Below are 19,894 nucleotides of genomic sequence, written 5' to 3'. Positions count from 1 at the left end.
TTGTCGTTCGCAGATCTGCGACATTTTGAATTTTCTTTTCATAAAAAGTGTATTTTCCACGCAACCATGAACAGGTACGTCCATCTTATTCGTAAACATAACCCCCGAAACTTTTACATACTATGAAAAGACTAACCTTGTTAATGGTCGCCCTGCTTTTTGTTGGGATTTCATCCGCGCAGAAAGTTAAAAAGGATGTGGTGTACCTCAAAAACGGTTCGGTAATCAAAGGCCGCTTGGTTGAGGTCGACGATGAAAAAATGTTGGTGCAAACGTCCCGAAGTACCTGGGTTTTCAATCGTTCGGATATCGATACAATTGCAACAAAGCCTTTGCCGATCGCTAATTCGGAATACTCACCCAATTGGTTTGCGCACTGTTCAATGGGCGTTCTGGTGGGAAATTCCGATAATGTGAAACAATCGCCTTTTTCCGCTGATTTCTCGGCAAATTTCAAACTGGTAAACGACTTGTATGCCGGTGCCGGAGTCGGTGTCGATTTGTTGGAAGAATCCTACCTGCCAGTATTCGGCAACCTGGAATATCATTTCCGGAATTCTGGAGTTACCCCGTTTCTCTGCATGAAAGCGGGTTACATGGTGCCGCTCGATGGCCACGAGAACAGGCAACAGGGCGGGATTTATTACTGGGACTATTATCCATATTATACGCAAACGCTCGAAAACAAGGGCGGTCTTATGCTGAACCCGTCTATTGGGATCATCAGCTTTGTAAACGAGCATTTGGGGTTCTCGCTCGCTTTCGGTTACCGGTACAGCCAGGTAACGTTTAAGGGCGATGATAACTACGAGCTCGAAACAAATTACAATCGCCTTTCAATCAAACTGGGCATTCTGTTTAATTAAAATCGGAAAACAATGAAAACTGCATATACAGCTATTTTTGTTTTGTTTGGCTTGTTTGCGCTAAACAGCTGCGAGGATAAAATTTATGAAACTTACACGGCCAACTCGCCGGTGTACATGAGTTACGAGGATTTGCGTTCGGCGGTAACTACCGAAAGTGCCCGGGATATTGTCCATCCCGGAAAAATCTATTTCAAAGACAATTATATTTTCATCAACGAATTGATGGACGGTGTTCATGTGATTGACGTGAGCAACCCCTCGAGTCCATCAGAGGTGGCTTTTATCAGCATTCCCGGAAATGTAGATATCGCCATCAAGGAGAATGTATTGTATGCGGACAGTTACGTGGACTTGGTAGCTATCGATGTTTCCGACCTCAATAACATGCAGGAGGTTGGTCGTGTTGAAGATATTTTTCCATACACGATTCCGGAATATGATACCGAATACCGGTTGGCCGACATTGATGAGGAAAAAGGTGTTGTGGTCGGTTACGAGTTGAAGGAAATGCGCGAGCGCATTGAACAGGTCGATTATCCCATCTATTACTACGACGTCGTTATGGAGTATTCAAATGCTGATGCCGGCGTAAGCCAGGGAGTGGGTGGAAGCAGCGGTAGTACTTTTGGGGTTGGCGGATCAATGGCGCGCTTTGGCCTTTACGACAACTACCTGTACACCGTGAACGACTACACGCTTTACACCTTTAAAATTGATGATCTGGAGAACCCGGCGAAAATGGACGAACAGCAAGCTGGTTGGGGCATTGAAACGATGTTTATTTATGATGCTCACCTGTTTCTGGGAACAACGAGCGGCATGTTGGTTTTTAGTCTGGAAGTCCCTTCTCGGCCATCGTATCTAAATCAGTACACGCACATTCGAAGTTGCGATCCGGTGGTTGTGCAGGATGATTTGGCTTATGTGACTTTGCGCGATGGAAACGATTGTGGTCGAACAGTGAATCGGCTGGATGTGATCCAAATGAGTTCGGATTACAGCAGCCTCACCTCGTTAGCCAGCTACCCGATGTACAACCCGCATGGGCTTGGAATCGATGATGAGCTGTTGTTTATCTGCGATGGCGACGATGGGCTGAAAGTATATAACGCGGCTGATCCGCTAACGATTAGTAGCAACCAGTTGGCTCATTTCAGCGATATCCAGGCGGTAGATGTGATTCCGGTTGGTAACTACTTGTTTGCGATTGGCGACGGTGGCTTTTACCTGTACGATTACAGCGATGTGCAAAATATTCAGTTACTGTCGCAAATTCCAGTTGTAAATTCTGAGGATTAGATTTCGATCTGGTTCTTCTTCCCAATACCCGAGAGTCCGGTCATTTAGTTGGCCGGACTTTTATTTTGTGTTGAGGTGATTGCTGTTTGTCAGGATGGGAGCGCCTAGAAACAAAAAAGAAGAATCAAATTGATCCTTCTTTTTTTGTAGCCCGTAGGGGAATCGAACCCCTGCTACCAGGATGAAAACCTGGCGTCCTAACCGCTAGACGAACGGGCCAGCATTATTTCCCTTGAATTAGGAGCGGCAAAAATAATAGCTTTTTTAATTATTTCGCATTTCGAGGCAAAAAAATCTGAAATTTTTTTGATTGACGTTTTTGGTAGCGTTTTAAATTGTTCAAAATAAGTTAGTCATGGCGAATTCGCGGATGAAGAAATTCGATAATTTCGCCTGCTAATTTTATCGAAGATGAAAGCTTTAATGACTGTGGGGTTGCTGGTGTTGTCGAATACCTTCATGACCTTTGCCTGGTACGGGCACCTGAAGTTTGTCGAATTGAAATGGTTCAACAAGATGGGACTGGTTTCCATCGTGTTGATCAGTTGGGGAATTGCATTGTTTGAGTACTTCTTCCAGGTTCCGGCCAACCGAATTGGCTTCAAGGAGCACGGCGGCCCGTTTTCGCTGATCGAATTAAAGGTGTTGCAGGAAGTCATCACCCTGATTGTTTTCTCAATTTTCACCTTGCTGCTGTTTCGCACCGAAAGTTTCCGCTGGAATCACCTTGTTGGTTTTGTTTTCCTGGTGCTGGCAGTCTACTTCATTTTTAAAAAATAGGATTTCTCCGTATCAAAACCATTCGGGATACTACCGCTGGATGGATAAAATAGGGAGAATTCATCCTATTTATTTGTTAACCATTCGTTTTCTTGTTGACTATAAATTTTTAAGGTTGTAATTTGTATTGCGATTCATTTTGTAGCATGTCGAACGGTTTAAGTCACAAACCCCTCGCGCGTTCGCTACTATTTTAGACTTGGCAGCTCATCCCTCGCATTTCTTCGCAAATGCCGAAACTGTCCAAGCAGACAATCATATTTATAGGACTTTAAAGAAAATTGCGATGGTGAAAAAAATTATCTTTCTTTTTTTATTCGGTTGCTCAACCATTTTTGTGTCGGCACAGCAGGACACATTAATCTCGTCGACAGGTGATGTCATTATCGGGGAAATTAAGTCACTCTCCAGGAATGTACTGTCGTTTGATACTGATTATGCAGACTCGGAATTCCAGGTTGATTGGAATGAAGTGAAAGGTTTGGTTTCGGCCGAACCGTTGGTGATTTATGTTACCGGAGGTAAAAAATACACCGGGCGGATGAGGTATGATGCCAGTGACCAGAAAGTGAAAATCACGGGCGATGACATCGATATGTCGGTGGATTTGCATGATGTGGTCAAGATTAACACCACGAATGATAAGTTTTGGGATAAGGTGTATATTTCGCTAGACGCGGGTTATTCATACACCAAGGCAAATAATTTGTCTCAGTTCTCGATGACCGGGCAGGTGAAATACACGGAGGATAATTGGAAACTTTCGGCGGGCTTCAACAATGTTGCAACAAGGCAGGACGAGGTTGGAACAACCAAGCGTGACGAAGCGAACATCGATTTTAACCGCGATATTTATGGTAATGCCTATGCTTTTGCCGGTATGGAATTTCTGTCGAGTAGTGAGCAAAACCTCGACCTCCGGACTACCTCTAAATTGGGGGTTGGTTACTATTTTATTCGCGAGAACGGTATGTATTTGCAAGGTGGTTTGGGTTTGGCCAATGCCCACGAACAATACGGATCGCCGGATAATATTTCGAAGAATAGCTTTGAAGGCTTAATGGGCTTTGAGTTTGATGCTTATGATACAGGGGACTTCTCGTTTCGCTTGAAGTCAACCGCTTATCCGAGCTTTTCAAACAAAGGGCGCTGGCGGATCAATACAGATGTTTCGGCCAAGTGGGATTTGCCGCTCGATTTTTACATTAAAGCCAGCTTTGTGCACAACTTCGATTCAAAGCCGCAAGTTGATAATGTCGATAAAGGTGATTACGTGTTCCAGACCAGCATCGGCTGGGAATGGGATTAAGATATAACACAGTTAATTGCGGGAAGTCCGATGTGTGTGAGTTTTATTGAGGTTATTCTGAACGAAAATCATTCACATCGGATCTTTCTTTTTCAGGAACCCCCTAGAAAGCTTCGTTAAAGTTGAAGTAAACTCCTTGCGAGTCTTTTCCCATTCCGAAGTCGATACACACGTTCATGCGCGGTTGTAGTTCGAACCGGTAACCAACACCGCCATTGGGAACCCACTTGGTTAAGTCGGCGACATTGTCCCCAATACTGCCGGAGCCTAGCCAGAGAACCATCCCGCTTTTACTGAGTTTTCCGTTGCTTTTTAGAAACATCCGGCGCCATTCGGTAACCATAAATGCTGTTGTTTTATCGCGATAGTGGCCCATCAGGTATCCGCGAAGGTTCTTGCCTCCCGAGAAATCGGATAGCTCCGTGATTGGAACATCGCCGTAAGTGGCGCGCGTGTAGAATCGAAAAGCCAGCACATTGCCCGGTCGGCTGATGGTTCGGTAATAACGCGAGTCGAATTGAAGTTCGCGGAACTCGTACTCGCTGCCCCAAAGCCCATCATAAAAGGAGGTTGCCAGGTTGAAATACATGCCACGCCAGGCGTTCACAACCAGGTCGCGGCTGTCGTAGGTTAATTGTGCGCCAATCCCGCTCAGGAAGTAGCTGTCGTCGAACTGCGATTTATAGGGATCGCTTTCAATCAGCGGTGCGAAATTTTTGGTGTTCACGTAAGCGGGGTTGATGAGTAACCCTACAAAAACGGAAGGTTTGATTTTATAAATTAGCTCGATGTGCACGCTCGAGTTCGTTTCGTGGTATAATGTCGTGCTGTCCGACTGGTAGTTGTTATCAATCTGGTCGAAGCCTTTACCGTAGTAGTTGTTGTCTTTGTCGCGAATGGTCAGTTCGGTATTGATCCGCAATTTATCTTCCAGCCAAAATGTCTTCAAAAAAGCCCGAATGCCAAAATTTCCTTTCGAGCTGTAAAAGATGGTTGCCGGCAAACTAGAACGTTGCGAAATACTGTCGTTTTTGTTTAGCCTGAAGGAATAGAGCATCCCGCCCGAAACCAGAAAACCCGCATCGGCAGTGTATGCCGGAGCAATAATCGGTGACAGCCAGGGCTTGCCTTCGTCGAACGCTTGTTGCTTTTGCGCTTCCCGTTTAGCGAAAAAGGTGGATAATTTACTTTGTGCTGGCAGCGTTGTGCTAATCAGCAAAACCAGCGTCGAAGTCAGTAGTATTTTGTAGCTAGTCAAAATGAAATTTCGTTTGTGTTTCTAACAAATTTACAATAATCTCCGGCGTTAAACCCGACGAAATTTCAAGAATCGCGGTACACGAGAACGATAATACCGGACTTTTGGGGCTTCACTGTCGCTTAAAATTAAAGGTTTTAGTAGATGCATATCGAATCATTTGCAGAACAAATGAACATCATGCAGGGGTGAATCGTTCCAATCGCGAAGAATTTTATTCGTAGGTCGGAAGCAGGAGCTTTCGGCTTTTAAAGTTAAATGCAAGAGTGCCGGGCAGAATCCCGTTGGAGGGAATCTACCGAAAGCGTAGTTTTGATTTATGAAACTGAAGTTGACGACTGTGTATTCGCTGCAGGCTTTTCAGCTGATGCGATATGCCACCATGATTTTGATTGGTGTTTTTATGGCCAAAAGCTCTCTTGGTATGGAAGCGATTGGCGCTTACGAACAATTTATGTTCCTGGCGGGCAGCGTCAGTTTCTTTTGGCTCACCGGCCTGATTCGCGGTCTTTTGCCGCTCTACCGTGAAACCGACAGCGATGATGTTCGCTTTTTCAATGCCTTCCTGCTGATCAGTGTGCTTACCTTGCTGAGTTCGCTGGTTATTTTCTTTTTGGCCGAGATGTGGTTTCCGCAACAGGCGGTTGGCGATGGATTCTCCGTTCGCTGGATGCTGGCGATTTATCTTTTTTGTACTGTCCCGGCCGGGTTGACGGAGTATTATTTCCTGCTGAAAAAGAAGTCGGCCCGCATTGTGGTATACGGAGCAGTGAGCTACGTGTTGATGTTGGGGCTTGTGCTAACTCCGGCGGTGTTGGGCTGGGGCATTGGTTCCTGTTTGAAAGGATTGGTTGTTTGGGCGATTTTTCGCTACCTGGTCCTTTGGTTTATTTTGCTGCGCTATGTTCGGCTTAAGTTTTCGGCTGCGTACCAGCGAGAACACATTGGAGTGTCGGTGCCTTTGATTTTGTCGGCCTTGGTGAGCGGTTCGGCGCAGTATGTCGATGGTTTCATTGTGCGCTCGCAATACGACGAATCGGTTTTCGCAATTTTCCGCTTTGGTGCCCGCGAGTTCCCGATTGTGCTTTTGCTGGCTAATGCGTTCAGTAATGCCATGTTGCCCACTTTTGCGTCGACTGACAGTTTGGAGACTGTTTTGGAGAAAATAAAAAAGGAATCGACGCGCTTGAGCCACTACTTGTTCCCATTGTCCGGTTTGCTTTTGGTGACGAGCCATATGCTGTTCCCACTTCTTTTTAACCAGAACTTTGCCGAAAGTGCAAGCGTCTTCAATATTTATCTGTTGCTGATAACAAGCCGCATGTTGTTTCCGCAAACCATCCTCATTGGTTTGAAACGAACATCGCTGATTGCCTGGGCTTCCATTGGCGAACTTTTGGTGAATGTCACGTTGAGCGTTTGGTTTGTGCAGTTTGCCGGAATTCAGGGCGTTGCGTTTGCGACCGTGTTGGCCTATCTTTTCGAAAAGGGATTGCTGGCCATGCTGGTCGAATCGCGGTTGAACATCCCGGTGACAAAATATCAGAATATTTCCCGCCACCTGATTTATTCACTATTTTTGCTGTCCTTGTTTTATATCGTTGAGTTTGTAATATACTGATATGGATATCCTGATAGACGATCCGGCAACGGAAAAATTATTCCGCGAAATTCTGGTTAAAATTCGCCTTTTGAAGAATGGCGATACGGTAGCCCAAATGAAAAAGATGGGGCTGAACTACAAAATTAACTGGGGCGCATCGATCATTCACCTGCGCGAGTTGGCCAAAAATTACGAGAAAAACCATTTGCTGGCGTTGAAGCTTTGGAACAAAGGCTGGCGCGAAACCATGATCATGGCGACTTTGCTTGAAGTTCCCGAGGAAATGGGAGAGGAGCAGATGGATTATTGGACAAAAAGTACCGAAACGGCTGAGATCATCGAGCAGTTGGTTGCCAACTTGTTTGTACACTCCAAATATGCATTTGTTAAAGCCATGGAATATTGCTGCGGCAAAAAGTTCCTGGTGCATTATGCCGGTTTGCATCTGATTGGCCGTCTGGCAATGGTCGACAAAAAAGCGATTGATGAAATGTTTGAGACATTCTTCCCGGTGTTGTCGCCTTTGGCAAAAGATCCGCAGCTCGGGCAAGTGTTCTATCGCACAATGACTTTGATGGCAAACCGAAGTGCTGAATTGCGTAAATCATGCATTGATTTTCTGGAAGAAGTGAAACTGATGGAGGAGGAGCAAGCCCGGAATATGGCGTCGTTACTGTTGGCTGATTTTGCCGAATGGGAAGACTAAAAATGCGGAGAGAGAGGGATTCGAACCCCCGGATCCGTGAAGATCAACGGTTTTCAAGACCGCCGCATTCGACCACTCTGCCATCTCTCCAAAGCGGTGGCGAAGATATAAAATGTTCTCAATAAACAAACCATTGATGTGAAAAAACGGCAGGTTTTCTTGTCGCTCGTTAGTTTGGCATTGTTTTTATTACACAATACTGCAATTTAAAATTGATACAATTATGAATTTATCTAAGTCATCCAATCCGGTTTTCGGACAATCTGTCTTTAATCGTTTGGATAGTCGCTCCGACGCAGGTGTTATGACCATCAACGGAACGATGAATAAAACCGGTCTCATGTTGTTGATCGTACTCTTTGCTGCCATTTTTACCTGGCGCAAATTTTTTGGAATGTATGAGTATTCAAGCCCGGAGGCTGCCGTTTCTGCCATTCAGTGGTGGATGATCGGTGGTGCTATCGGTGGTTTCATCACAGCGATTATCACAACGTTTCGTCCTCAGAGTTCGAACGTAACTGCACCGATTTATGCTGTTTTTGAAGGTTTGTTCCTTGGTGGGATCTCCGCTTTCTTCGAAGCACAATATCCCGGTTTGGTCATGCGTGCCGTTGCTTTAACACTCGGTGTGTTCTTCGTCATGTTGATGCTTTTCCGTAACGGTAAATTGCGCGCCAGTGGTAAGCTGAAGATGGGAATCCTGGCTGCTACAGGTGGTATTGCGCTGGTTTATTTTGTCAGCTTTATCGCCGGGATGTTCGGTGCTAATTTGGGCTTCTTGTATGGCAATAGCAACATCAGTATCGGCTTCAGCTTGATCGTAGTGGTCATTGCGGCTTTGAACCTGATCCTTGACTTCGATTTTATTGAAAGAGGTTCGCAAGCAGGTGCTCCAAAGATCATGGAATGGTATGGAGCGTTTGGTTTGATGGTGACCTTGATTTGGTTGTATATCGAGATTTTGCGCTTGCTGGCAAAGCTGGCTTCGCGTCGCGATTAAGACAAAAAGACATCATTCAAAAAAGATATTTCAGGCAGGGGCCAACGGTCCCTGCTTTTTATTTTCGCACGGAAGTATTAATTTCGGGCGGATTTATACAAGCAAACTCTCATGCAGATTATTCCGGTAGACGATAAAAAATCGGTTGACGCTTTTCACGAGCTGCCTTATACCATTTATAAAAATGACTCAAATTGGGTCCCGCCGCTTCGAATGATGGTGGAGCATATTTTCGACCCTGGAAAAAATAACAGCCTGAAAAACGGGGATGCTAAGCGGTGGCTGGTTGAAAAAAATGGGCAGGTCGTTGGGCGAATTTCAGCTTTTGTAACCGACACTTATTCGTACAGTTTCGAGCAACCTACCGGGGGAATTGGCTTTTTCGAGTGCTTTGACGATCAGGACGCTGCTAACTTGCTTTTCGATTCGGCAATCGACTGGCTGAAGACAAAAGGGATGGAAGCCGTGGACGGTCCAATCAACATTGGCGAGAATTTCTTCAATTGGGGAGTTTTGGTCGATGGCTTTATGCAACAGAGTTTTGGCATGCAGTATAATTTACCATACTATGCCAAGCTGTTCCAAAACTACGGTTTTCAGACTTATTACGAGCAATACAGCTATCAGCTGGATATTACGAGTCCCGATTTGCCGGAACGATTCTGGAAAATCGCTGAGTGGATGTCGAAGAAACCGGGTTACTCGTTTAAGCAGTTTCGCTTTGCTGAAAAAGAAAAATTTATCCAGGATTTTCTTGCTATTTACGAGCAAGCCTGGGTGAAACACGATAACTACAAACGCATCGATCCGGAGGACATCAACAAGATGTTGGTCGAATCCAAGATGATGCTGGAGGAAGACTTTATTTGGTTCGTTTACCACGAAGGAACGCCGATTGCCTTTTTTATGATGGTGCCGGATTTGAACCAGTTGTTTAAGCGCATCCCAAGCGGCAAGCTGAATTTATTCAATTTGCTGAAGATGCTTTGGTTGCGTAAACGAAAAGTGATTACACGGTGCCGGGTATTGGTGATGGGCGTTATTCCGAAGTTCCAGAAATCTGGAATTGAGTCTGCTATCTTTTATCACCTGAGAAAGGTGATGCTAAGAAAAAGTTGGTATAACGAGATGGAGCTGAGTTGGGTCGGAGATTTCAACCCGAAGATGATTTCGATATTTAAAGCTGTTGGCGGAAATCACGAAAAAACCCACCTGACCTTACGTTATATGTTCGATCCGAATAACGAGTTTAAGCGGGCACCGATAATTATGGACTAGCTTCGCTTTTGATTTGAAAAGTTTTGAATGTGCGTTGAATGACATTATAATTAAGATTGAAACATGCAGTTACATTTGGTTGATGATGCGGTAAGCCGGAAGAAGTTTCACAAAGTTCCACATCTTGTCTACAAAGGAGATAAGAACTGGGCGCCCCCCTTGGAGGGAATGATTGAAGATACCTTTAATCCGGCGAAAAATCCTTCCTTTAAAAACGGAGAGGCCATCCGTTGGGTTTTGACAAGCGACGATGGAAAATTGTTGGGACGTATCGCTGCATTTATCAATTACGACAAAGCCGTCGCATTTGAGCAACCGACCGGTGGGTGCGGTTTCTTCGAGTGTGTTGATGATCAGCTGGCTGCCAGCAAGTTATTTGATGCAGCCCGAGACTGGTTGAAGGAACGTGGCATGGAAGCCATGGACGGGCCTGTTAATTTTGGCGAGAATTACGTCAACTGGGGATTGCTGGTTGATGGATTTATGCCGCAGGGCTTCGGTATGCCCTACAATCCGAAGTACTACCAAAAGCTTTTCGAAACCTATGGTTTTCAAATGTATTTCCAGCAGTTTAGCTACCATTTGGATACCACTTTGCCGGAGCTTCCCGATCGTTTCTGGAAGGTAGCTGAATGGGTGGCTAAAAAGCCGCAGTTCAAATTCGAGCATTTTTCCTGGGATAAAACTGAAAAATATATTGACGATTTTGCACGTGTTTACGACAATGCATGGCGTTTTCACGAGCATTTCAAACCATTGGACAAAGACGATTTGCGCGATTTTCTGAAATCAGCCAAGCCAATTCTGGAGCCGGAATTTATCTGGTTTGCTTATCACGAAGACGAGCCAATTGCTTTATTCGTGATGATTCCGGATTTGAACCAGATTTTGGTCAATATGAAAGGCAAGCTGAATTTCTGGGGAATTCTGAAATTCCTTTGGTTGAAAAAGAAGAAGACCATGACCCGTACCAGGAGCCTGATTATCGGTATTGTGCCGAAGTTCCAGCGTTCGGGGGTTGATGCGGCAATTTTCTGGCACCTGCGTCCGGTGATGTACCGCAAAAACTGGTACAAGGAAATGGAGTTGAGCTGGGCCGGTGATTTCAACCCCAAAGTGGTTGCTCTGTACGAGTCGGTTGGTGGAAAACACATGAAAACGCATTACACCATGCGGTATTTATTCGACCGCAATAAGCCGTTTGAGCGTGCTCCAATCATCAATGCAGAAAAAGTTTCTGAAAAAAGTTAAAAAAGCTTTGTGAATTACGTAACTGTGAGTATATTTGCAGCCCGATTGTAATAATGTAGTAATAAAGATCAGCGATGAAAAAAGAGATACATCCAGATAGTTATCGTATGGTAGCGTTCAAAGATATGTCAGACGGAACAGTTTTCCTGACTAAGTCTACCATTCAGACAAAAGAAACTGAAGTAGTTGACGGCGTTGAGTATCCGGTAGTTAAGCTGGAGATCTCAAGCAGTTCTCATCCATTTTACACAGGTAAAATGAAATTGGTTGACACCGCAGGTCGTGTTGACAAATTCATGAGCCGTTACCAAAAGCACATGGATGCACGTAAGAAATAATTGATTATTCTGACGATAAATTGAAGCTTCGCTATTCGCGGAGCTTTTTTTTTATCTTAATTTTGAAGGTTAAAAAATCGGAGATGAATATTATTCTGTTTGAAACAGATCAACGTAACTGTTTACTACCATTGTGTTATACCCGGCCGGTCGCTATGCTGCGCACGGGCATTTTAACCATTCTCGAAAAATGGCAATATCGCTTGACCGGTGATTTTTCGTTTAAAACGGAAGCACATCTGAAAGAAAAATTTCCGGTGAAGCTGGAGGAAGATAATATCCTTGTTTCGGGACATATTTGCCCCAATGATGAACTTGCTGTTTTGGTAAAAGAGTTGGCGGCATTTGAAGGGATCAAGTGGCAAGGTGTGCCCGTAGCATTGCGCTTGCCTAAAATGGAAGCCAAAGCTTTTCCGGAGTTGAAGTCCATGGTAAATTGGAAAGAATATGACGGCGATTTGGATAGTATTCGTTACGCCTGGGATTTGAACGAGGTGAGCGCAAGACAGTTTAAACTCGATTTTAAAGTTATTACTGCCGGACGCGCATCGGCAATTCTGAGTCAGACGAACCAAGTGGTTGCTCCCGAAAATATTTTTGTTGAGGAAGGTGCAAAGGTTGAGTTTGCAATCATAAATGCGAGCTCTGGCCCGGTATACATCGGAAAGGATTCCGAGATCATGGAAGGATCCTTGATTCGCGGACCTTTTGCGTTGGGAGAGCATGCGGTGTTGAACATGGGCTCTAAAATTTACGGGCCTGTTTGCATTGGACCCTATTGCAAAGTTGGGGGCGAGATCAGTCATTCAATTTTGTTGGGATACAGCAACAAGGGACACGATGGTTTCCTCGGACATTCAGTGTTGGGCGAATGGTGTAATCTGGGCGCAGGATCGAATGTCTCGAATTTAAAAAATACCTACGACAAAGTAAAAGTCTGGAATTATCCGGACAACAAATTCATACGCACGGGGCAGCAGTTTTGTGGTGTCATCATGGGCGATCATTCGAAGGCCGGAATCAACACCATGTTTAACACCGGGACGGTTGTTGGTGTTGGATGTAATATCCACGGAGCCGGGTTCCCGCGTCAGTTTGTACCATCATTTTCCGATGGCGGTGCGCATGGTTACAAGGTTCACCAGTTGAAGACGGTGTTTGGGACCGCAGCACAGGTGATGGCTCGCCGGTCTACTGTTTTGACAGATGTTGATCAGCGTTTGCTGACTGCAGTGTTTGATATTTCAACGCCTTATCGTAAATTCTAACTGTAACCATTGTTCGTTATCGTGGCACAGTGATTGCCTAATTAGATGGCGGACGAAAATGAAGTCTAAACCTGACAGCTTGTCGGGTTCTATTTTGAAAGGATTAAAATGGGAAACAAGAAAGAACAAGTAGCTAAAACGATGATATTTTCAGGGGTAAGCGACGATGATAGTGAATTGATTCCAATTATTGCCGACGGCGATGAGCAGGAATTGACGAATTTTAAGGCGCCGGATGTGCTGCCAATTTTACCGCTTCGCAACACGGTGCTGTTTCCGGGGGTGGTAATCCCGATCACGGTTGGTCGCCAGAAATCATTAAAATTGATTCAGGAGGTTAACCGAACAGACAAATTGTTAGGCACTGTTACGCAAATTGACGGTGCGGTTGACGATCCGGAACAAAAGGATCTCTACAAGGTTGGTACAGTCGCTCAGATCCTGAAAATTCTGGAAATGCCCGATGGTTCAACTTCGGTAATCATTCAGGGGAAACGCCGGTTTGAAGTTGCAGAATACGTTGAAGAATTCCCGTATTTCAGAGCCCGGGTGAATTTGTTGGAAGATACCACTACGGATGCCGACACAGCAGAGTTCAATGCCATTGTTGGGTCATTGAAGGACTTGTCGATCAAGATCGCGCAATATTCATCAAACGTTCCGCCGGAAGCAAGTTTCGCGGTAAAGAATATCGAGAATTCAACGTTCCTCATCAATTTCATTTGCTCAAACACCGATTTGAAGGTGGACGAAAAGCAAAGCCTTTTAGAGGTTGCCGACTTGCGCGAGAGGGGTATTCAGGCCATCTCGTATTTGGTGAAAGAGGTGCAGATGTTGGAGCTGAAGAAAGATATCCAGTCGAAAGTAAAATTGGAGCTCGATCAGCAACAGCGCGAATATTTGTTGAATCAGCAAATAAAAACGATTCAGAACGAATTGGGCGGCAATCCGATTGAGCAAGAGATCAATGATCTGAAGGAAGCTGCCAAAGCTAAGAAATGGACAGAAGAAGTTGGTGCTTTCTTTGAAAAAGAGGTACACAAGTTGTCTCGTCTGAATCCTGCCGCCGGCGAATATTCTGTACAGTACACCTATTGCCAAACCTTGCTGGAGATGCCTTGGGATGAGTATACCGAGGATAATTTCGATTTGCGACATGCTGAAAAAGTGTTAGACGAAGAGCACTTTGGCCTCGAAAAAGTGAAAGAACGGATTCTGGAGCACTTGGCTGTTTTGAAGTTAAAAAAAGATTTGAAAGCGCCTATTTTGTGCCTGTATGGTCCTCCGGGAGTTGGTAAAACCTCGCTCGGAAAATCAATTGCACGCGCATTGGGCCGCAAATATATTCGCATGAGTTTAGGTGGTTTGCACGATGAGTCTGAGATTCGTGGACACCGCAAAACCTACATCGGCGCGATGCCCGGCCGAATTCTGCAAAACATTAAAAAGGCGAAGTCCTCAAACCCGGTTTTCATTTTGGATGAGTTGGATAAAGTTTCAAGCGATTTCCATGGTGATCCCGCATCTGCTTTGCTGGAAGTGTTGGATCCGGAACAAAATACCGAATTCCACGACAATTACATTGAGCTGGAATACGACCTCTCGAAAGTGATGTTTATTGCAACAGCAAACACATTGGGAACAATTGCTCCTCCGTTGAGAGATCGTCTGGAGCTGATTGATGTGAATGGGTACATTCTGGAAGAAAAGATTGAGATCGCGAAACGTCACTTGATCCCAAAACAACTCGAAAATCATGGGTTGACAGCTGATCAGTTGATCTTCCCGAAGGCGATTATCGAGTTGATCGTCGATCGTTACACTCGTGAATCGGGTGTGCGTGAGCTGAATAAGAAGATCGCGAAAGTCATTCGTCGTGTTGCCAAGAAGATCGCGTTTGAAGATTCTTACAATGTTGAATTGACAGAGGGCGATATTCGTGAATATTTGGGTGTTTTCGAATATTCACACGGAAGTTACCAGGGCAATGAATTCCCTGGGGTCGTTACCGGTTTAGCCTGGACGGCACAAGGAGGTGAGATTCTTTTTGTAGAATCGAGCCAAAGCAAGGGGAAAGGTGGTTTAACACTAACAGGAAACCTTGGCGAGGTGATGAAGGAATCGGCCATGTTGGCACTGGAATATTTGAAATCGCACACGGATGAGCTCAATATCGATAGTTCCGTTTTCGAGAATAGCAACTGGCATATTCACGTTCCGGAAGGTGCGATTCCGAAAGATGGTCCCTCGGCAGGTATTACCATGGTAACATCGTTGGCGTCAATCATGACCAAACGGAAAGTGCGCAAAAGTATCGCCATGACCGGCGAAATTACGCTTCGCGGCCGGGTGCTTCCGGTTGGTGGTATCAAAGAGAAGATTCTGGCTGCAAAAAGGGCCGGAATTAAGGAGATTATCATGTCAGAGGAGAATCAAAAAGACATGGAAGAAATCAAAGAGGTTTATTTGAAAGGGCTGAAATTCCGTTTTGTAAAAACAATTAGTGAAGTGTTGGAGTACGTTCTTTTGAAGAAATAGAATTTCAACGGAATAAAATAAGGAGTCCCGGTTGCTGTAAAAGTCAGTGATCGGGATTTTTATTTTACGTAATCGGGAAACAGTTTAGCTTTTCGAAATACATCAAACTGGGACGGTTGATTGATTCCTCCAGTGCGACATCATTGTGTTTCAGATGGCACAATCGTTTCCGCTTTTCAATACGTTTTAAATACTGAAGATTGATATAGGCTGAACGGTTCGCTTTGAAAATGTTGGGTGAATCCAGTGATTCAGCCACTTTGACGATGTTTTGGGTGATTTGCTCCTCCTTGCCATCTTTCAGAAATACGCGGCAATAATTTCCTTCGGAACGAATAAGCATCACATCGTCGGGATTGATCAGCACAATTCCGCTGCGGGTAGTCAATTTGATCTTAGGGATTACCCGGTTGGTGCGCATGAAGAAATCCATTCGGCGTTCGAACTCTTCAGCTTTCATCTTATTCTTATAGCGGTTGATAACCGAGATCAAATCAGCAGGGCCGAAAGGTTTTACGAGGTAATCAAGCGGTTTAATGTTGAGTGCGTTGAACGCATATTGGCTGTGGGCTGTCGTAAAAACCACTTCCGATTTCAGCTCGCTCTCCATGATAATCTGGCCGATTTCCAAACCATTCATTTCGGGCATGTCAATATCCAGGAAGACAATGTCGGGCAGTACCTTCTTGATGATTTTAACGCCACGCTGAGGGTTGGATGTGCTGTCGACTACCTTGATTTCCTTGAACGCTTGCAGGTAGATTTCGAGCAGCGAGATGGCGTCCTCGTTGTCGTCAATAATAACCGCTGTAATCTCTTTTTCAACCATGCTTATTCTAAGTCCATTTCACACAAGATGCGTATTTGCTTTTTGGATCCGCTCAGGGTCATTTCAAAGTCAGTACCGATCAATGTGCATGTGTTGTCTGATTTGTTAACATGTGAAAGCTTCTCAAGGTTGATCAGAACCGATCGGCTGATTCGGTAAAATCGTTGCTCCGAAAGGATTTTTTCCAGCTTCCCCAAATAGGTGTTCGCCAGTTCTTTCATCCCGTTGTTCATCACCAGGTAGGTGTACGAGCCGTCGGCTTCGCAATAAAGAATGTCATTGGGATCGATCAAAACATGGCTGTTAGTGGACGATATTTTCAACTTAGTGCCCTGGTCCACCATATTCAGAACTTTTTTGAATTTCTCCTCGATACTACCTTGGAGCATGTATTGGTATTTTTCAACCTTTTCCTGCAATATGTCAAAATCAATCGGCTTCAAAACAAAATCGTATACGCTGTTTTGAATCGCCATGATGGCTGATTCTTTGTGCGCGCTAACGATAATAATATGGCAGTTTGGCTCCTTTCGTTTGAGCAGTTCGATCAACTCATCACCTTTTCTGCCGGGCATCATGATGTCCAAAAAAACCAAATCCGGCGTGAAATCAATGTATTTGAACAGCGCTTCTTCTGCATTCGAAGCCTCCTCAATTGTTCCAATGTCGGGGATTTCCTGCAAATAATATTTCAGGATGTCTCTGGCATCCTGTTCATCGTCGACGACTAATACTTTCAGGTTATTTTTTTTCATTCATTATTCCCTTAGAAACAAATTTATCAAAAAATGTCGATTGAAATCAATAATTTGCTCAACATAGTTTGTTAAATGGCTATTCTTTTAACGTGATTGCAGTTCTTCGGATAGCTGTTTAAATTTTTGCTGATCTCTGCAAATAAGTTGCATTTTGTGTTTTACAGAAGTGATATATTTGTATAAAATCCTTTGTTATGATTCAGGTAAACGGAAAATCGAAGTATTGGCTGTTTGGCATTGGTGCCCTTGTGCTGTTGTTTTTGATGTGGTATTTCAGTTCGCTGGTCACTTACATCTTAATTTCAGTGATTCTCTCGTTAATGGGGCGCCCGCTGGTGCGAATTTTGACAAAGGTGAAAATTGGTAAATTCAGGTTTAGCCAGAGTTTAAGTGCATTTATAACCTTGTTTGTTATCTGGATCTTTGTTTTCAGTGCATTTCGATTCTTGATTCCATTGCTGGTTAGTGAATTTAGCGAACTTTCAACTGTGAATCCCGATTCTGTTTTTGATGTTATCGACGAGCCATTGGTTCGGTTTATGAAAACGATCGGAAACGAGACCGTAGAATCGACGCAGGCGCTGTTCTCTCAAATTTTCCAAAATCAGATTCGTGCCCGCTTGGGCCTGGAGCAGGTGTCCAATTTGGTTGGAACAATTGCCGGGGCATTGGGCGAATTGTTGCTGCTTTTCTTTGCGGTATCCTTCATCACCTTCTTTTTCCTAAAAGAGGAAAACATGTTCCGAGATTCGATCATGTTGTTGGTGCCGTCGGAATACGAAGAAAACGTCAGCCGTATTATGCATTCCATTCACTTTTTACTTCGCAGGTATTTTCTTGGCCTGCTCGCTGAAGTTTTTTTGGTTGGAACGATGGTGACACTCGGGCTCACGATTATTGGGCTCGGATTTAGTCATGCTGTTGTAATTGGCGTGTTTTGCGGCTTGTTCAATATTATCCCTTACCTCGGTCCCTGGATGGGGGCAGTCGTTGGTTTGCTGATTGGCATTGCGATTAATGTTCACGCCGACTTTTCGTCGCACACATTGCCGTTGCTTGGGCTAATGGTTCTGGTTTTTGGAACCGTTCAGGTAGTGGATAACATTCTCTTTCAACCGTTAATCTATTCCAATAGTGTGAAAGCACATCCGTTGGAAATCTTTCTCGTAATTATGGCCGCTGGCGGTTTTGCAGGCATCATGGGTATGATTTTGGCAATTCCCGTTTACACGATTCTGCGTGTTGTGGCGAAAGAGTTTTTCGAAAACATGAAAATTGTCCGGAAAATCACGCAAAGCCTTTAGAAGATCATCAATTCTTTTTATTAAATTTTTGACAATATAGATGTGCTATATCGTCACGGATGAATTTTGCTTTCGTTAAGATGTTGTAAAGCAGGTGTTTGAAAATTAGTCGATTTGGAATAGGCTGTATAACAGGTATTAACGAAAAGAAGTCGAATATTTTCTAAATTAAGGGAGAAAACCTTCAAACAAAAAGTTTGTTAAAGTTTTGAGTTGAAAAACCCCGGTAAAAAGAATAAAACTAAAGCTTAACGCATGAAACTAACGTCGCCTCCTAGACCTGTGTCCAGGTACCTAACTTTAGCTTCCGTATTGACCTTTTTGCTTCTTCTAAGTTCGTCTATCCCAGCTTTTAGTGCCGATGAGCATGGCTTGATTGATGGTCATTCTCACGATGAAATAAAACGAGGCGAGCGATTTTTCAAAGGACTGCTACCCTTCAATTTTAAAGGACCATCTTGTGTCTCTTGTCATAATATGACACCAACCGACACGCTTAACTGGAATCCTTCGGCATATGCTATTGCGGTAAAATATGCTGACCGCGATTTCGAATCTTTCAAAGCATCGATCGAGCAACCTGTTGGCAATATGCTTACGAAGGTACACGCCGGAATAAATATCGAAGATGAAGACCTAAAAACGGTAAAGGCTTATTTGGACAATATGGCAATGACTGGACCGAAACCGGTTAAACCAAGTATCAACAACCTGTTAATCTTCCTTTTCTTCGGGATGCTGATTACCTGGGCGCTTCTGGAACTGATTTTCTTCCGAAAAATAAAATATCGTTTTATCCCGGTTCTCGTTTTACTTGGATCGTTGGGATACCAGGGAAAAGTAGTTAGCGAAGAGGCAATTCGTCTGGGACGATCTCCCGGCTATGCTCCCGACCAACCCATCAAATTTTCGCACAAAGTGCACGCCGGTGAAAACGGTATCGACTGTAAATATTGTCACCACACGGCAGAGAGCAGCAAGTCTGCGGGTATTCCGGCCATGAACCTTTGTATGAACTGTCACGTGTTGATTCGTGAAGGCACAAATTCCGGAAAATTCGAGATTGCCAAGATCGTTGATGCGGTGGAAAATCAAAAGCCGATTCAGTGGGTGCGACTGCACAACCTGCCTGACCATGTTTTCTTTAGTCATGCGCAGCACGTCGGCGTGGCCAAAATCGATTGTCAAAAATGTCACGGTGAGGTGCAGGAAATGAGCATCATGAAGCAAAGCGCCGACTTGTCGATGGGCTGGTGCGTGAATTGTCACCGCGAAACCGATGTGAAATTCAAGGAAAACGGTTATTACGAAACATACGCCAAGATGCATGAAGAAATGGAGATTGGCGATTTGCAGGCTGTCAAAGCGCAGGATATTGGTGCTAATGACTGTATGCGCTGCCACTATTAGACAAAGGGCAGTTTGGTCCGCCGTTTTTGGCGAAAATATGAAAAAGAGCGTACGATTATAGGTCGAAGACCTTAACTGAATACACAAAAACTAAAT

Annotated in this window: 17 protein-coding genes and 2 tRNA genes; 14 read left to right on the top strand and 5 right to left on the bottom strand. The window is 44.4% G+C overall.

Annotated features, from left to right (window positions below; genetic code table 11):
* Positions 1–122 precede the first annotated feature (122 nt).
* Both BC643_RS08875 and BC643_RS08870 read left to right on the top strand, forming a co-directional pair.
* Positions 123–866 carry a hypothetical protein gene (locus BC643_RS08875; protein ID WP_147377177.1) on the top strand — a complete coding sequence of 248 codons (744 nt, stop codon included), beginning with the start codon at positions 123–125 and terminating at the stop codon, positions 864–866.
* 12 nt (positions 867–878) lie between these two features.
* Positions 879–2,168: an LVIVD repeat-containing protein gene (locus BC643_RS08870; RefSeq protein ID WP_120272747.1), complete on the top strand. Its 1,290-nt coding sequence runs from the start codon at positions 879–881 to the stop codon at positions 2,166–2,168.
* Between the two features lie 147 nt (positions 2,169–2,315).
* Here BC643_RS08870 and BC643_RS08865 read toward each other — a convergent pair.
* A tRNA-Glu gene (locus BC643_RS08865) sits at positions 2,316–2,387 on the bottom strand.
* 192 nt (positions 2,388–2,579) lie between these two features.
* Here BC643_RS08865 and BC643_RS08860 point away from each other — a divergent pair.
* Together BC643_RS08860 and BC643_RS08855 are read left to right on the top strand one after the other, a co-directional pair.
* Positions 2,580–2,948: a DMT family protein gene (locus BC643_RS08860; RefSeq protein ID WP_120272746.1), complete on the top strand. Its 369-nt coding sequence runs from the start codon at positions 2,580–2,582 to the stop codon at positions 2,946–2,948.
* A 286-nt stretch (positions 2,949–3,234) separates the two neighbouring features.
* On the top strand, positions 3,235–4,257 hold the full coding sequence (locus BC643_RS08855; RefSeq protein ID WP_120272745.1) for a DUF481 domain-containing protein: 1,023 nt from the start codon (positions 3,235–3,237) through the stop codon (positions 4,255–4,257).
* A 103-nt stretch (positions 4,258–4,360) separates the two neighbouring features.
* Here the strand turns inward: BC643_RS08855 and BC643_RS08850 are convergent, their stop codons facing one another.
* Positions 4,361–5,515: a BamA/TamA family outer membrane protein gene (locus tag BC643_RS08850; protein ID WP_120272744.1), complete on the bottom strand. Its 1,155-nt coding sequence runs from the start codon at positions 5,513–5,515 to the stop codon at positions 4,361–4,363.
* Between the two features lie 319 nt (positions 5,516–5,834).
* On the opposite strand from BC643_RS08850, the gene BC643_RS08845 reads away from it, so the two are divergent.
* Both BC643_RS08845 and BC643_RS08840 read left to right on the top strand, forming a co-directional pair.
* Positions 5,835–7,136 carry a lipopolysaccharide biosynthesis protein gene (locus BC643_RS08845; RefSeq protein ID WP_120272743.1) on the top strand — a complete coding sequence of 434 codons (1,302 nt, stop codon included), beginning with the start codon at positions 5,835–5,837 and terminating at the stop codon, positions 7,134–7,136.
* A 1-nt stretch (position 7,137) separates the two neighbouring features.
* Entirely contained in the window at positions 7,138–7,824 is a 687-nt protein-coding gene (locus BC643_RS08840; protein WP_120272742.1) for a DNA alkylation repair protein, read from the top strand.
* 5 nt (positions 7,825–7,829) lie between these two features.
* Here the strand turns inward: BC643_RS08840 and BC643_RS08835 are convergent.
* Positions 7,830–7,914: transfer RNA gene (locus BC643_RS08835), tRNA-Ser, on the bottom strand.
* 133 nt (positions 7,915–8,047) lie between these two features.
* Between BC643_RS08835 and BC643_RS08830 the strand changes: the two genes are divergently transcribed.
* From BC643_RS08830 to lon, 6 genes are all read left to right on the top strand, one after another.
* Positions 8,048–8,824, top strand: a complete 777-nt coding sequence (locus BC643_RS08830; RefSeq protein WP_120272741.1) for a Bax inhibitor-1/YccA family protein — start codon at positions 8,048–8,050, stop codon at positions 8,822–8,824.
* Positions 8,825–8,935: 111 nt separating this feature from the next.
* Positions 8,936–10,102 carry a CAF1 family ribonuclease gene (locus BC643_RS08825; protein WP_120272740.1) on the top strand — a complete coding sequence of 389 codons (1,167 nt, stop codon included), beginning with the start codon at positions 8,936–8,938 and terminating at the stop codon, positions 10,100–10,102.
* Positions 10,103–10,165: 63 nt separating this feature from the next.
* Positions 10,166–11,353, top strand: coding sequence for a GNAT family N-acetyltransferase (locus tag BC643_RS08820; RefSeq protein WP_120272739.1), 1,188 nt, complete (start codon positions 10,166–10,168; stop codon positions 11,351–11,353).
* A 74-nt stretch (positions 11,354–11,427) separates the two neighbouring features.
* Positions 11,428–11,691 (top strand): type B 50S ribosomal protein L31, encoded by a 264-nt coding sequence (locus BC643_RS08815; RefSeq protein ID WP_120272738.1) that lies wholly within the window; start codon positions 11,428–11,430, stop codon positions 11,689–11,691.
* Between the two features lie 83 nt (positions 11,692–11,774).
* Positions 11,775–12,959, top strand: a complete 1,185-nt coding sequence (locus tag BC643_RS08810; protein WP_120274213.1) for a putative sugar nucleotidyl transferase — start codon at positions 11,775–11,777, stop codon at positions 12,957–12,959.
* A gap of 108 nt (positions 12,960–13,067) precedes the next feature.
* Entirely contained in the window at positions 13,068–15,497 is a 2,430-nt protein-coding gene (gene lon / locus BC643_RS08805) for an endopeptidase La (protein ID WP_211338018.1), read from the top strand.
* 64 nt (positions 15,498–15,561) lie between these two features.
* Here the strand turns inward: lon and BC643_RS08800 are convergent, their stop codons facing one another.
* Both BC643_RS08800 and BC643_RS08795 read right to left on the bottom strand, forming a co-directional pair.
* Positions 15,562–16,326: a LytR/AlgR family response regulator transcription factor gene (locus tag BC643_RS08800; protein ID WP_120272737.1), complete on the bottom strand. Its 765-nt coding sequence runs from the start codon at positions 16,324–16,326 to the stop codon at positions 15,562–15,564.
* A gap of 2 nt (positions 16,327–16,328) precedes the next feature.
* Positions 16,329–17,081, bottom strand: coding sequence for a LytR/AlgR family response regulator transcription factor (locus BC643_RS08795; RefSeq protein ID WP_120272736.1), 753 nt, complete (start codon positions 17,079–17,081; stop codon positions 16,329–16,331).
* Positions 17,082–17,278: 197 nt separating this feature from the next.
* Between BC643_RS08795 and BC643_RS08790 the strand changes: the two genes are divergently transcribed.
* Positions 17,279–18,388 carry an AI-2E family transporter gene (locus BC643_RS08790; protein ID WP_120272735.1) on the top strand — a complete coding sequence of 370 codons (1,110 nt, stop codon included), beginning with the start codon at positions 17,279–17,281 and terminating at the stop codon, positions 18,386–18,388.
* 255 nt (positions 18,389–18,643) lie between these two features.
* The gene (locus tag BC643_RS08785) at positions 18,644–19,798 is read left to right on the top strand and encodes a cytochrome c3 family protein (protein WP_120272734.1); all 1,155 of its coding nucleotides are present in this window, start codon (positions 18,644–18,646) and stop codon (positions 19,796–19,798) included.
* Positions 19,799–19,894 lie beyond the last annotated feature (96 nt).

Source organism: Mangrovibacterium diazotrophicum, assembly GCF_003610535.1.
Lineage (GTDB): Bacteria > Bacteroidota > Bacteroidia > Bacteroidales > Prolixibacteraceae > Mangrovibacterium > Mangrovibacterium diazotrophicum.
This window is presented reverse-complemented; position numbering and strand designations above follow the sequence as displayed.

Coding starts and splice junctions, on each gene's coding strand:
- BC643_RS08855 (WP_120272745.1), top strand. CDS start 3,235: ATGGTGAAAAAAATTATCTTTCTTTTTTTATTCGGTTGCTCAACCATT.
- BC643_RS08795 (WP_120272736.1), bottom strand. CDS start 17,081: ATGAAAAAAAATAACCTGAAAGTATTAGTCGTCGACGATGAACAGGAT.
- BC643_RS08820 (WP_120272739.1), top strand. CDS start 10,166: ATGCAGTTACATTTGGTTGATGATGCGGTAAGCCGGAAGAAGTTTCAC.
- BC643_RS08800 (WP_120272737.1), bottom strand. CDS start 16,326: ATGGTTGAAAAAGAGATTACAGCGGTTATTATTGACGACAACGAGGAC.
- BC643_RS08845 (WP_120272743.1), top strand. CDS start 5,835: ATGAAACTGAAGTTGACGACTGTGTATTCGCTGCAGGCTTTTCAGCTG.
- BC643_RS08825 (WP_120272740.1), top strand. CDS start 8,936: ATGCAGATTATTCCGGTAGACGATAAAAAATCGGTTGACGCTTTTCAC.
- BC643_RS08810 (WP_120274213.1), top strand. CDS start 11,775: ATGAATATTATTCTGTTTGAAACAGATCAACGTAACTGTTTACTACCA.
- BC643_RS08815 (WP_120272738.1), top strand. CDS start 11,428: ATGAAAAAAGAGATACATCCAGATAGTTATCGTATGGTAGCGTTCAAA.
- lon (WP_211338018.1), top strand. CDS start 13,068: ATGGGAAACAAGAAAGAACAAGTAGCTAAAACGATGATATTTTCAGGG.
- BC643_RS08860 (WP_120272746.1), top strand. CDS start 2,580: ATGAAAGCTTTAATGACTGTGGGGTTGCTGGTGTTGTCGAATACCTTC.
- BC643_RS08790 (WP_120272735.1), top strand. CDS start 17,279: ATGATTCAGGTAAACGGAAAATCGAAGTATTGGCTGTTTGGCATTGGT.
- BC643_RS08840 (WP_120272742.1), top strand. CDS start 7,138: ATGGATATCCTGATAGACGATCCGGCAACGGAAAAATTATTCCGCGAA.
- BC643_RS08875 (WP_147377177.1), top strand. CDS start 123: ATGAAAAGACTAACCTTGTTAATGGTCGCCCTGCTTTTTGTTGGGATT.
- BC643_RS08830 (WP_120272741.1), top strand. CDS start 8,048: ATGAATTTATCTAAGTCATCCAATCCGGTTTTCGGACAATCTGTCTTT.
- BC643_RS08870 (WP_120272747.1), top strand. CDS start 879: ATGAAAACTGCATATACAGCTATTTTTGTTTTGTTTGGCTTGTTTGCG.
- BC643_RS08785 (WP_120272734.1), top strand. CDS start 18,644: ATGAAACTAACGTCGCCTCCTAGACCTGTGTCCAGGTACCTAACTTTA.